Here is a 12954-nt window from a genome sequence, read left to right as displayed (position 1 = left end):
AGGGGAGGCAAGATGCAAATCAGGCTACCGAAGTAGCCTGATTTTAAGATTACTGGTGGTAACCTGAGAGGAAACGTCCAAAGCGGCTGATGGCCATCTCGAGGTCATCTTCACGCGGCAGGGTAACGATACGCACGTGATCCGGCCACGGCCAGTTAAAGGCGGTACCCTGAACCAGCAGCACTTTTTCCTGCAGCAGGAAATCGAGCACCATCTTCTGGTCGTCATGAATATTAAAGCGTTTCGCGTCGATTTTCGGGAACATGTAGAGCGCGCCGTTCGGCTTCACGCAGGAGACGCCTGGAATATCGTTGATAAGCTCCCACGCGCGGTTACGCTGCTCATATAAACGCCCGCCCGGCACGATAAACTCGCTGATGCTCTGATAGCCGCCGAGTGCGGTCTGGATAGCATGCTGCGCCGGCACGTTGGCACATAAACGCATAGAGGCGAGCATTTCCAGCCCTTCAATATAGCCTTTCGCATGTTTTTTCGGGCCGTTTAAGACCATCCAGCCCTGACGGAAACCGGCCACACGGTAGGTTTTAGACAGGCCGTTAAAAGTCACGGTCAGCAGGTCCGGAGCCAGTGCGGCGATAGAGTGGTGCTGCGCCGCGTCATACAGGATCTTGTCGTAAATTTCGTCGGCAAAGATGATCAGGTTGTGCTGGCGGGCGATCTCCACGATCTCCATCAGCAGCTCTTTTGAGTAGACCGCGCCCGTTGGGTTGTTCGGGTTAATAATGACGATGCCGCGCGTGCGTGGGGTAATTTTCGCACGAATATCATCGAGATCCGGGAACCAGTCAGAGGACTCGTCGCAAAGATAGTGCACGGCTTTACCGCTGGACAGGGATACGGCCGCCGTCCACAGCGGATAATCCGGCGCGGGAACCAGCATTTCGTCACCGCTGTTCAGCAGCGCCTGCATGGCCTGCACGATCAGCTCAGAGACACCGTTGCCGATATAGATATCTTCAACGGTAACATCACGCATATCGCGCGCCTGGTAGTGCTGCATGATGGCTTTTCGTGCGGAGTAAAGTCCTTTTGAATCGCAATAGCCTTGCGCAGTAGGCAGGTTGCGGATCACATCAACCAGAATTTCATCCGGCGCTTCAAAACCAAATGGCGCAGGGTTACCAATGTTGAGTTTTAGAACCTTATTGCCTTCTTCTTCAAGGCGTTTAGCCTCTTTCAGAACCGGGCCACGGATGTCGTAACAGACGTTATCTAGCTTGCTGGATTTTTCGATAGGGGACATGAACCTTTAACCTTTTCGCGATTGTTGCCACTCCCTGCCGTGGAAGTCAGCACGGAATAATGTACTCCCCCCTCGCTTCGTTTTGAAGGGCGGGCAGGAGAAGATTTTGTGTAGTGAATGAAAATGGTGTGAATCTTTTTCGCTATCAACGAACAATTTAACTGACGTAAAGTAAGGTTAATGGTGTGATAATAGGTTTATTGTGCTGTTAAAGAATATAAAAGTTGTATATTGTGCTGATAAAAATAAATAATATCCGCAACCTGCGTGGCAGTTACGCTGAGTGACCTTTCGTAAAACCTGAATGCTTCGTTACGTGGCGTTGTAATAGTGTGCATTGGCTAAAAGTTACTCATGTGAAATTAATGTTAAGTGTTATTAATGAATGGCCTTAATCTAAATTAAAATTTATTTATTATTAACCAACAAAATGCAACTTTAGTTAATTTTAATAAAATTAGTTGAGAAGCTTAACAACCCTCATAAATCCGCAATATTGCAATAAGACTTATAAATAAAGTGGATTTGGGTTAAGATGTCTTTCAGGAAAGCTGGGCGCAGATACATATGTTTTGTATTTGTGGAACAGGTTTTCTGAATTAATTGATTGTTATTGTTAGAGTTATCTCTGGCCGGAATGGGTTAAACATCTCCTGCTACGTTGACAGCACTGCGAGAAAGATGGCAGAAAGGGTGTATCACCCTTAATGGAATTTACATAAACCTGCAAACATCTAAATATCCTGAACGTTTAAGAGAATAAAAATAACGTCATGAAACGTGCTTTCTGACTGTTGATATTAAAACAGCACAATAACTATCTGTCAGGCAGTCTGCCGGGCCGGGATACGAGGGAAAACCTTCAGAGGGAATTGCTTAACTGTTACACACACAGCTTCAACCCGGGCAGCTCCGCACGAGCAACCTGAAAGTGAAAAGATATGATAAATGCAAATCGTCCGATAATGAATCTCGACCTCGATCTGCTGAGAACGTTTGTTGCGGTCGCCGATCTCAACACTTTTGCAGCTGCTGCTGCCGCCGTTTGCCGAACCCAGTCCGCCGTTAGCCAGCAAATGCAACGGCTGGAACAACTGGTTGGTAAAGAGCTCTTTGCCCGTCACGGGCGTAATAAGCTCTTAACGGAACACGGTATTCAGCTTCTGGGTTATGCCAGGAAAATACTTCGCTTTAATGACGAAGCATGTATGTCATTAATGTATAGCAACCTGCAAGGGGTGCTAACGTTAGGTGCGTCTGATGAGTCAGCAGACACAATATTGCCATTTCTTCTCAATCGAATTAGTTCGGTTTATCCGAAGCTTGCGCTGGACGTTAGCGTAAAACGAAATGCTTTTATGATTGAGATGCTAAATGAGAATAAGGTCGATCTGGTGGTGACCACGCACCGTCCAGGGCAATTTAATTGCCTGACGTTGCGCACGTCTCCGACGCATTGGTATTGCGCTGCTGAATATGTGCTGCAAAAAGGTGAGCCAATTCCATTGGTATTACTGGATGATCCGAGCCCGTTCCGCGATATGGTGTTGTCGGCGCTCAATGAGGCCAATATTCCATGGCGTCTGGCTTATGTGGCTTCCACATTGCCAGCGGTACGTGCTGCCGTGAAAGCGGGGCTTGGGGTAACGGCCCGTCCGGTAGAAATGATGAGCCCGGATCTGCGCGTACTGGGTAAATCAGATGGTCTTCCTGCTTTGCCTGATACGGAGTATCTGCTCTGCCACAATACGTCCAGCAATAACGAACTGGCGAAAGTCGTGTTCGAGGCGATGGAAAACTACCATAATCCATGGCAGTTCGAACATGTTACCTCCGAAGGGGGGGATGATTCCCTGATCGTTGAAGGGGACTTTGAGTGATCGACAGCTCAAAATTCTGGTAACAATTTGTAAATGTAAAAAAAAGCCACTCACGCGATTTTCGCCTGCAGTGGCTTTTTTTTGGCAGTAATACCCGCGATCACCGCGTGGATTTTTAGGATAGTGTCTATTTATCAGTGAGATAAATGCTTTTGTTCAAATGTTGTGCGTTTCCCGTTCAGTCTCCCTCCAGCTCGCCTCGATGTTAATAAAACAGGAAATATGTTGCTGGTTTTTTGGGTGAATTAACAAAAGCGTGTCTCAGATCAAGAAAATACTCCTCTTTGGGGGGAGGAATCGTTGGCAAATCCTGTCAAAATAGGAGGGTTATTTTTTTTACTTCCAAAACGGACACGATTCAACAACATGCATTTGACGTAAACTCAGGTACCCACCAGGGTTAAAGGGCACCAAATGTTAATGAGAATCGCTCGATGTAATTTAATGTGAAGAAACCTTTGTTAAAGTTGACAAAAGGTTATAGAAAGGAGTAAAAAACCCCATCATTTTGCTGTCTACGTCTCATTTCTGACAGTTAGTGTAAGGTTTTTCGTTCCTCCCCATGAATCGATGTGATGCCCATCTGCCAGCAAGAGCAGTGTCGTAGGTATCACTTTTGATGAGTAAGCAATGAGTATGTCAACATCCACAGAAGTCATCGCTCATCACTGGGCATTCGCAATCTTTCTTATTGTAGCCATTGGCCTGTGCTGCCTGATGTTAGTCGGCGGCTGGTTCCTGGGCGGTCGCGCCCGTGCAAGGCACAAGAACACACCTTTCGAATCAGGTATTGATTCAGTAGGTTCCGCTCGCTTACGCCTGTCTGCCAAGTTCTATCTGGTAGCCATGTTCTTCGTCATCTTTGACGTGGAAGCGCTTTACCTTTTCGCATGGTCAACTTCCATCCGCGAAAGTGGTTGGGTGGGCTTTGTCGAGGCCGCAATTTTCATTTTAGTGTTACTGGCCGGTCTGGTTTATCTGGTGCGTATTGGCGCGCTTGACTGGACGCCTGCGCGTTCACGTCGTGAACACATCAACCCGGAAAACAGTATCTCTAATCGTCAGCAGTAACAGCGAGGCAATAAGATGGATTATACGCTCACCCGCATAGATCCTAACGGTGAGAATGACCGTTACCCCCTGCAAAAACAGGAGATCGTAACCGACCCCCTGGAGCAAGAAGTCAATAAAAGCGTGTACATGGGCAAACTCGAGCATGCCATGCACGATATGGTCAACTGGGGTCGTAAGAACTCCATCTGGCCTTACAACTTTGGCCTTTCTTGCTGCTACGTTGAAATGGTGACGTCATTCACTGCGGTGCATGACGTTGCGCGTTTTGGGGCAGAGGTACTGCGTGCTTCCCCACGTCAGGCTGACCTGATGGTGGTGGCAGGTACATGCTTTACCAAGATGGCACCTGTTATTCAGCGTCTGTATGACCAGATGCTGGAGCCAAAATGGGTTATTTCCATGGGCGCATGTGCAAACTCTGGCGGTATGTACGACATTTATTCCGTCGTACAGGGCGTAGATAAGTTTATTCCAGTGGATGTTTACATCCCGGGTTGTCCGCCGCGTCCGGAAGCTTACATGCAGGCGCTGATGCTGCTGCAGGAGTCTATCGGTAAAGAACGTCGTCCGCTCTCCTGGGTGGTTGGCGATCAGGGTGTTTACCGCGCCAACATGCAGTCTGAGCGCGAGCGTAAACGCGGCGAACGTATTGCAGTAACCAATCTGCGTACGCCTGACGAAATTTAATTTGCGCCTGTGGGCATGGAGTAAACCTTCGCATATCACTACTCAAATAGCGCGAAGCCACGCCCTACAGTCACCACGGACCATTTGCAATGGTGAACAATATGACCGACTTAACCGCGCAAGAAGCCGCCTGGCAAACACGGGATCATCTGGATGACCCTGTCATTGGCGAACTGCGCAACCGTTTTGGGCCGGATGCCTTTACTGTTCAGGCGACCCGCACCGGGGTACCCGTTGTTTGGGTGAAGCGTGAGCAATTACTGGAAGTGGTCGATTTCCTCAAGAAATTGCCAAAACCTTACGTCATGCTGTTTGACTTACACGGCATGGATGAACGTCTGCGTACGCACCGCCAGGGTCTCCCTGCTGCGGATTTTTCCGTTTTCTACCACCTGATCTCAATAGACCGTAATACGGATATCATGCTCAAGGTGGCATTGTCTGAAAACGACATGCATCTGCCGACGATCACTAAACTTTTCCCGAACGCTAACTGGTATGAGCGTGAAACCTGGGAAATGTTCGGGATGACCTTCGACGGCCACCCGCATCTGACGCGCATCATGATGCCGCAGACGTGGACCGGCCACCCGCTGCGTAAAGACTATCCGGCACGTGCGACTGAATTCGACCCGTTTGAGCTGACGAAAGCCAAGCAGGATCTGGAGATGGAAGCGCTGACCTTCAAGCCGGAAGACTGGGGCATGAAACGCGGGACGGAAAACGAGGACTTCATGTTCCTCAACCTCGGTCCAAACCACCCCTCTGCGCACGGTGCTTTCCGTATTATTCTTCAGCTTGATGGCGAAGAGATTGTCGACTGCGTACCGGACATCGGTTACCACCACCGTGGTGCTGAGAAGATGGGCGAGCGTCAGTCCTGGCACAGCTACATTCCGTATACCGACCGTATCGAGTACCTCGGCGGTTGCGTAAACGAAATGCCTTACGTGCTGGCCGTTGAGAAACTGGCGGGTATCACCGTACCGGATCGCGTTAACGTCATCCGCGTGATGCTCTCCGAACTGTTCCGTATTAACAGCCACCTGCTGTATATCTCCACGTTCATTCAGGACGTTGGCGCGATGACCCCGGTCTTCTTTGCCTTTACCGATCGTCAGAAAATTTACGATCTGGTAGAAGCCATCACCGGTTTCCGTATGCACCCGGCCTGGTTCCGTATCGGCGGTGTGGCACACGATCTGCCGCGTGGCTGGGAGCGCCTGCTGCGTGAATTCCTCGACTGGATGCCAAAACGTCTGGCTTCTTACGAGAAAGCCGCACTGCGTAACACCATCCTGAAAGGCCGTTCCCAGGGCGTTGCAGCCTACGGTGCGAAAGAAGCGCTGGAGTGGGGTACGACAGGTGCGGGTCTGCGCGCAACCGGTATTGATTTCGACGTGCGTAAAGCCCGTCCTTACTCTGGCTATGAGAACTTCGACTTCGAAGTCCCGGTTGGCGGCGGTGTTTCCGACTGCTACACCCGCGTGATGCTGAAAGTTGAAGAGTTGCGCCAGAGTCTGCGCATCCTTGAGCAGTGCCTCAACAACATGCCGGAAGGCCCGTTCAAGGCGGATCACCCGCTGACGACGCCGCCGCCGAAAGAGCGCACGCTGCAACATATCGAAACCCTGATCACCCACTTCCTGCAGGTTTCCTGGGGTCCGGTCATGCCGGCGCAAGAATCCTTCCAGATGATTGAAGCGACCAAGGGTATTAACAGTTACTACCTGACCAGTGACGGCAGCACCATGAGCTACCGTACCCGCGTGCGTACACCAAGCTTTGCGCACCTGCAGCAGATCCCGTCCGCCATCCGCGGCAGTCTGGTCTCCGACCTGATTGTGTATCTGGGTAGTATCGATTTTGTTATGTCAGATGTGGACCGCTAATTATGCACGAGAATCAACAACCACAAACCGAGGCTTTTGAGCTGAGTGAAGCAGAACGTGCCGCCATTGAGCACGAGATGCACCACTACGAAGACCCGCGTGCGGCGTCCATTGAAGCGCTGAAAATCGTACAGAAACAGCGTGGTTGGGTGCCGGATGGGGCGATCTATGAGATCGCAAAAGTGCTGGGCATTCCGGCAAGTGACGTAGAAGGCGTAGCCACGTTCTACAGCCAGATCTTCCGTCAGCCGGTGGGTCGCCATGTGATCCGCTACTGTGACAGCGTGGTTTGTCACATTACCGGTTATCAGGGCATTCAGGCAGCGATTGAGAAAAAACTCAATATTAAGCCAGGCCAGACCACGTTCGATGGCCGCTTTACGCTGCTGCCAACCTGCTGCCTGGGGAACTGCGACAAGGGGCCGACCATGATGATTGATGAGGATACTCACAGTTATCTGACGCCGGAAGCCATTCCTGACCTGCTGGAGCAGTACAAATGAAAACTGTAATTCGTACTGCTGAAACTCATCCACTGACCTGGCGTCTGCGTGATGACAAACAGCCGGTATGGCTCGACGAATACCAGAGCAAAAACGGCTATGCCGGTGCGCGTAAAGCCCTGGGCGGCATGGCGCCGGACGACATCGTCAGTGCGGTCAAAGACGCTGGCCTGAAAGGGCGCGGCGGCGCAGGCTTTTCCACCGGTCTGAAGTGGAGCCTGATGCCAAAAGACGAATCCATGAACATCCGTTACCTGCTGTGTAACGCTGATGAAATGGAACCGGGCACCTATAAAGACCGCCTGCTGATGGAACAGCTGCCGCACCTGCTGGTGGAAGGCATGCTGATCTCCGCGTTCGCGCTGAAAGCGTACCGGGGTTACATCTTCCTGCGCGGTGAATACATCGAAGCGGCTGAAAACCTGCGTCGCGCGATTGCCGAAGCCACTGAAGCGGGCCTGCTGGGTAAAAACATCCTTGGCACCGGTTTTGACTTCGAGCTGTTCGTGCACACCGGGGCAGGGCGTTATATCTGTGGTGAAGAGACCGCACTGATTAACTCCCTGGAAGGCCGCCGTGCGAACCCACGTTCCAAGCCACCGTTCCCGGCAAGCTCTGGCGTCTGGGGTAAACCGACCTGTGTAAACAACGTCGAAACCCTGTGTAACGTCCCGGCAATCCTCGCCAATGGCGTGGAGTGGTATCAGGGCATCTCGAACAGTAAAGATGCCGGTACCAAGCTGATGGGCTTCTCCGGTCGTGTGAAGAACCCTGGCGTCTGGGAACTGCCGTTTGGCACCACCGCACGTGAAATTCTTGAAGACTACGCTGGCGGCATGCGTGATGGCCTGAAATTCAAAGCCTGGCAGCCAGGCGGTGCAGGGACCGACTTCCTGACCGAGGCCCATCTTGATCTGCCGATGGAATTCGAAAGCATTGGTAAAGCAGGCAGCCGTCTGGGTACGGCGCTGGCGATGGCCGTCGACCACGAGATCGGCATGGTATCGCTGGTGCGTAACCTCGAAGAGTTCTTTGCCCGCGAGTCCTGCGGCTGGTGTACACCGTGCCGTGATGGTCTGCCGTGGAGCGTGAAGATCCTGCGTGCTATCGAACGTGGCGAAGGCCAGCCTGGCGATATCGAGACACTTGAGCAACTGTGTCGATTCCTGGGTCCAGGGAAAACCTTCTGTGCCCACGCACCAGGCGCCGTTGAGCCACTGCAGAGCGCGATTAAATATTTCCGCGACGAATTCGAAGCAGGCATCAAGCAGCCGTTCAGCAATACCCATGCCATCAATGGGATTCAGCCGAACCTGCTGAAAGCGCGCTGGTAAAACAGAATTTTGATTAACGCTCAGTTACGACTGAGCCAACTGGAAGCATGCTAATGGCTACGATTCATGTAGACGGCAAAGAGTATGAGGTCAACGGGGCGGACAACCTGCTGGAAGCTTGTCTGTCGCTCGGCCTTGATATTCCGTATTTTTGCTGGCATCCGGCGCTGGGCAGCGTCGGTGCTTGCCGCCAGTGTGCGGTGAAGCAATATCAAAACGCGGAAGACACGCGTGGTCGCCTGGTGATGTCCTGTATGACGCCAGCCACCGAAGGCACTTTTATTTCGATTGATGACGAAGAAGCCAAACAGTTCCGTGAAAGCGTTGTGGAATGGTTGATGACCAACCACCCGCACGATTGCCCGGTCTGTGAAGAGGGCGGTAACTGCCACCTTCAGGATATGACCGTAATGACCGGTCACAGCTTCCGTCGCTATCGCTTTACCAAACGTACCCACCGCAACCAGGATCTGGGGCCGTTCATCTCTCACGAAATGAACCGCTGCATCGCCTGCTACCGCTGCGTGCGTTACTACAAAGATTACGCAGACGGACAAGATCTGGGCGTGTATGGCGCGCATGACAACGTCTACTTTGGTCGTCCGGAAGACGGTACGCTGGAAAGCGAATTCTCCGGTAACCTGGTCGAGATTTGTCCAACCGGCGTCTTCACCGATAAAACCCACTCCGAGCGTTACAACCGTAAGTGGGACATGCAGTTTGCACCAAGCATCTGCCAGCAGTGTTCGCTGGGCTGTAACACCAGCCCGGGTGAGCGCTATGGCGAACTGCGTCGTATTGAAAACCGTTATAACGGTACCGTTAACCATTACTTCCTGTGCGACCGCGGTCGTTTCGGCTACGGCTACGTGAACCTGAAAGACCGCCCACGTCAGCCCGTTCAACGCCGTGGTGATGACTTCATCACCCTGAACGCTGAACAGGCGATGCAGGGCGCGGCAGATATTCTGCGCCAGTCGAAGAAAGTGATCGGTATCGGCTCCCCGCGCGCCAGCATCGAAAGTAACTTTGCGCTGCGTGAGCTGGTTGGGGCGGAAAACTTCTACACCGGTATCGCTCAGGGCGAGCAGGAACGTCTGCAGCTGGTACTGAAAGTGCTGCGTGAAGGCGGTATTCATACCCCAGCGCTGCGTGAAATTGAATCTTATGATGCGGTTCTGGTGCTGGGTGAAGATTTGACGCAGACCGGCGCTCGCGCTGCCCTGGCGGTTCGTCAGGCGGTCAAAGGTAAAGCACGTGAAATGGCGGCGGCTCAGAAAGTGGCTGACTGGCAGATTGCGGCAATCCTCAACATCGGTCAGCGTGCGAAGCATCCTCTGTTTGTGACCAACGTCGACAACACGCGTCTGGACGATATCGCGGCGTGGACCTACTGCGCGCCGGTTGAAGACCAGGCCCGTCTTGGCTTTGCGATTGCTCATGCGCTGGACAGCAATTCTCCGGCCGTTGAAGGTCTCGATCGCGACCTGCAGAACAAGGTTGATGTGATTGTTCAGGCCCTGGCGGGTGCGAAGAAACCCCTGATTGTTTCCGGCACTAACGCCGGTAGCGCGGAGATCATCCAGGCTGCCGCGAACGTGGCTAAAGCGCTGAAAGGCCGTGGTGCAGACGTTGGCGTGACCATGATTGCCCGTGCGGTGAACAGCATCGGTCTGGGAATGATTGGCGGTGGCTCTCTGGAAGCTGCGTTAAGCGAACTGGAATCCGGTGCCGCTGACGCCGTTGTTGTGCTGGAAAACGACCTGCATCGCCATGCTTCTGCCGCACGCGTTGACGCAGCGCTCTCCAAAGCGCCGCTGGTGATGGTAATTGACCATCAGCGCACCGCGATTATGGACAAAGCGCACCTGGTGCTCTCTGCGGCAAGCTTCGCGGAAAGCGACGGTACGGTTATCAACAACGAAGGCCGCGCACAGCGTTTCTTCCAGGTGTATGACCCGGCGTACTACGACAGCAACACCATAATGCTGGAAAGCTGGCGCTGGCTGCACTCTCTGCACAGCACTGTTCAGAGCCGTGAAGTGGACTGGACGCAGCTCGACCATGTTATCGACGCGGTCGTGGAAAAACTGCCTCAGCTGGCTGGCATCAAAGATGCGGCTCCTGACGCAAGCTTCCGTATTCGTGGCCAGAAACTGGCGCGTGAACCGCACCGTTACAGCGGTCGTACCGCGATGCGTGCCAACATCAGCGTTCACGAACCTCGTCAGCCGCAGGATAAAGACACGATGTTTGCCTTCTCAATGGAAGGGAACAACCAGCCGTCTGCACCGCGCTCTCAGGTTCCGTTCGCATGGGCACCAGGCTGGAACTCCCCGCAGGCATGGAACAAATTCCAGGCTGAAGTGGGCGGCTCTCTGCGCCACGGTGACCCGGGCGTGCGTCTGATTGAAGCTTCCGACACCGGTCTGGACTTCTTCACCACCGTGCCGGCGAGCTTCCAGGCGCAGGAAGGGAACTGGCGTATTGCGCCGTACTACCATCTGTTCGGTAGTGACGAATTGTCCCAGCGTTCTCCGGTATTCCAGAGCCGCATGCCGCAGCCGTACATCAAGCTTAACCCGGCAGATGCCGCGAAGCTTGGCGTTAACGCGGGTGCGAACATCGCCTTTAGTTACGATGGCCAGACAATCAGCTTGCCGCTGATTATCTCTGAAAGTCTGACAGCAGGGCAGGTGGGTCTGCCGATGGGTATGCCTGGCATCGCGCCGGTACTGGCGGGTGCGCGTCTTGATAATCTGCAGGAGGCAAAAGCATGAGTTGGTTAACGCCGGATCTTATCGACATCCTGCTGAGCATTCTGAAAGCGATAGTTATCCTGCTGGTGGTCGTCACCTGTGGCGCGTTCATGAGCTTTGGTGAGCGTCGTCTGCTCGGTCTGTTCCAGAACCGTTACGGGCCGAACCGCGTGGGCTGGGGTGGTTCACTCCAGCTGGTAGCGGACATGATCAAGATGTTCTTTAAAGAGGACTGGATCCCGCGCTTCTCTGACCGCGTGATCTTTACTCTGGCACCGATGATCGCCTTTACCTCGCTGCTGCTGGCGTTCGCGATTGTTCCTGTCAGCCCGACCTGGGTGGTGGCTGACCTGAACATCGGCATTCTGTTCTTCCTGATGATGGCAGGCCTCGCCGTGTATGCGGTGCTGTTCGCGGGCTGGTCCAGTAACAACAAATACTCCCTGCTGGGTGCGATGCGTGCTTCTGCGCAGACGCTGAGCTACGAAGTATTCCTGGGGCTTTCCCTGATGGGTGTGGTGGCGCAAGCCGGTTCATTCAACATGACCGACATCGTCAACAACCAGGCTGACATCTGGAACGTTATCCCGCAGTTCTTTGGTTTTATTACCTTTGCTATCGCGGGCGTGGCGGTGTGTCACCGTCACCCGTTTGACCAGCCAGAAGCCGAACAGGAACTGGCCGACGGTTACCACATCGAATATTCCGGTATGAAATTCGGTCTGTTCTTCGTGGGCGAGTACATCGGTATTGTCACCATTTCCGCGTTGATGGTAACGCTGTTCTTTGGTGGCTGGCATGGCCCGTTCTTACCGCCGTTCATCTGGTTCGCGCTGAAAACCGCGTTCTTCATGATGATGTTCATTTTGATTCGCGCAGCGTTACCGCGTCCGCGTTATGACCAGGTAATGTCCTTCGGCTGGAAAGTGTGCCTGCCGCTGACGCTCATCAACTTGCTGGTAACGGCGGCTGTCATTCTCTGGCAGCAGCCATAAGGGGCTATAGACCATGACCTTAAAAGAATTATTGGTAGGTTTCGGCACTCAGGTACGCAGTATCTGGATGATCGGCCTGCACGCGTTTGCCAAACGCGAAACCCGGATGTACCCGGAAGAGCCGGTATATCTGCCGCCGCGCTACCGTGGCCGTATCGTGCTGACGCGCGATCCGGACGGTTCAGAGCGCTGCGTTGCCTGTAACCTGTGTGCGGTAGCGTGTCCGGTGGGCTGTATCTCTCTGCAGAAAGCAGAGACGGTAGATGGCCGCTGGTATCCTGAGTTCTTCCGCATCAACTTCTCACGCTGCATTTTCTGCGGTCTGTGTGAAGAAGCGTGCCCAACCACGGCGATTCAGCTGACCCCGGACTTCGAACTGGGTGAGTATAAGCGTCAGGACCTGGTGTACGAGAAAGAGGATCTGCTGATTTCCGGTCCGGGCAAATACCCGGAATATAACTTCTACCGGATGGCGGGTATGGCAATCGACGGCAAAGATAAGGGCGAAGCAGAGAACGAAGCTAAGCCTATCGACGTCAAGAGCCTGTTACCGTAAGGAGAGGGCA

General features: G+C 53.2%; 10 protein-coding genes. 9 read left to right on the top strand and 1 reads right to left on the bottom strand.

Going from position 1 to position 12954, the window contains the following annotated elements; translation table 11 throughout:
- Positions 1 to 49: 49 nt before the first annotated feature.
- A complete protein-coding gene (gene alaA, locus QMG44_RS11740) occupies positions 50 to 1264 on the bottom strand; it encodes an alanine transaminase AlaA (RefSeq protein ID WP_014171002.1) in 1215 nt (404 codons plus the stop codon).
- A 941-nt stretch (positions 1265 to 2205) separates the two neighbouring features.
- Here alaA and lrhA point away from each other — a divergent pair.
- The 9 genes from lrhA to nuoI all read left to right on the top strand — a co-directional run bounded on the left by lrhA (position 2206) and on the right by nuoI (position 12944).
- Positions 2206 to 3144, top strand: coding sequence for a transcriptional regulator LrhA (lrhA, locus tag QMG44_RS11735; RefSeq protein WP_014171001.1), 939 nt, complete (start codon positions 2206 to 2208; stop codon positions 3142 to 3144).
- A 630-nt stretch (positions 3145 to 3774) separates the two neighbouring features.
- Complete coding sequence (gene nuoA, locus QMG44_RS11730; protein WP_014171000.1) at positions 3775 to 4215, top strand: NADH-quinone oxidoreductase subunit NuoA; 441 nt, start codon at positions 3775 to 3777, stop codon at positions 4213 to 4215.
- 15 nt (positions 4216 to 4230) lie between these two features.
- Entirely contained in the window at positions 4231 to 4905 is a 675-nt protein-coding gene (gene nuoB, locus QMG44_RS11725) for an NADH-quinone oxidoreductase subunit NuoB (RefSeq protein ID WP_003861482.1), read from the top strand.
- 89 nt (positions 4906 to 4994) lie between these two features.
- Positions 4995 to 6797, top strand: coding sequence for an NADH-quinone oxidoreductase subunit C/D (nuoC, locus tag QMG44_RS11720; protein WP_014170999.1), 1803 nt, complete (start codon positions 4995 to 4997; stop codon positions 6795 to 6797).
- Between the two features lie 2 nt (positions 6798 to 6799).
- Positions 6800 to 7300: an NADH-quinone oxidoreductase subunit NuoE gene (nuoE, locus tag QMG44_RS11715; protein ID WP_014170998.1), complete on the top strand. Its 501-nt coding sequence runs from the start codon at positions 6800 to 6802 to the stop codon at positions 7298 to 7300.
- Complete coding sequence (nuoF, locus tag QMG44_RS11710; protein ID WP_014170996.1) at positions 7297 to 8634, top strand: NADH-quinone oxidoreductase subunit NuoF; 1338 nt, start codon at positions 7297 to 7299, stop codon at positions 8632 to 8634. The genes nuoE and nuoF overlap by 4 nt, the downstream gene beginning before the upstream one ends.
- Before the next feature lie 53 nt (positions 8635 to 8687).
- Positions 8688 to 11414, top strand: coding sequence for an NADH-quinone oxidoreductase subunit NuoG (nuoG, locus tag QMG44_RS11705; RefSeq protein WP_040018032.1), 2727 nt, complete (start codon positions 8688 to 8690; stop codon positions 11412 to 11414).
- A complete protein-coding gene (gene nuoH, locus QMG44_RS11700; RefSeq protein ID WP_014170994.1) occupies positions 11411 to 12388 on the top strand; it encodes an NADH-quinone oxidoreductase subunit NuoH in 978 nt (325 codons plus the stop codon). Before nuoG ends, nuoH begins: the two co-directional genes overlap by 4 nt.
- Before the next feature lie 13 nt (positions 12389 to 12401).
- Entirely contained in the window at positions 12402 to 12944 is a 543-nt protein-coding gene (nuoI, locus tag QMG44_RS11695; protein WP_003861491.1) for an NADH-quinone oxidoreductase subunit NuoI, read from the top strand.
- Positions 12945 to 12954: the final 10 nt, after the last annotated feature.

It is taken from the genome of Enterobacter sp. 200527-13 (genome assembly GCF_027924865.1).
GTDB classification, from domain to species: domain Bacteria; phylum Pseudomonadota; class Gammaproteobacteria; order Enterobacterales; family Enterobacteriaceae; genus Enterobacter; species Enterobacter ludwigii.
The sequence above is the reverse complement of the archived record's forward strand: the minus strand, read 5'-3'. Positions and strand labels throughout refer to the sequence as shown.

What these genes read in the sequence shown, in the direction of transcription:
- alaA (WP_014171002.1), bottom strand. Translation starts at nt 1,264, where the DNA reads ATGTCCCCTATCGAAAAATCCAGCAAGCTAGATAACGTCTGTTACGAC.
- lrhA (WP_014171001.1), top strand. Translation starts at nt 2,206, where the DNA reads ATGATAAATGCAAATCGTCCGATAATGAATCTCGACCTCGATCTGCTG.
- nuoA (WP_014171000.1), top strand. Translation starts at nt 3,775, where the DNA reads ATGAGTATGTCAACATCCACAGAAGTCATCGCTCATCACTGGGCATTC.
- nuoB (WP_003861482.1), top strand. Translation starts at nt 4,231, where the DNA reads ATGGATTATACGCTCACCCGCATAGATCCTAACGGTGAGAATGACCGT.
- nuoC (WP_014170999.1), top strand. Translation starts at nt 4,995, where the DNA reads ATGGTGAACAATATGACCGACTTAACCGCGCAAGAAGCCGCCTGGCAA.
- nuoE (WP_014170998.1), top strand. Translation starts at nt 6,800, where the DNA reads ATGCACGAGAATCAACAACCACAAACCGAGGCTTTTGAGCTGAGTGAA.
- nuoF (WP_014170996.1), top strand. Translation starts at nt 7,297, where the DNA reads ATGAAAACTGTAATTCGTACTGCTGAAACTCATCCACTGACCTGGCGT.
- nuoG (WP_040018032.1), top strand. Translation starts at nt 8,688, where the DNA reads ATGGCTACGATTCATGTAGACGGCAAAGAGTATGAGGTCAACGGGGCG.
- nuoH (WP_014170994.1), top strand. Translation starts at nt 11,411, where the DNA reads ATGAGTTGGTTAACGCCGGATCTTATCGACATCCTGCTGAGCATTCTG.
- nuoI (WP_003861491.1), top strand. Translation starts at nt 12,402, where the DNA reads ATGACCTTAAAAGAATTATTGGTAGGTTTCGGCACTCAGGTACGCAGT.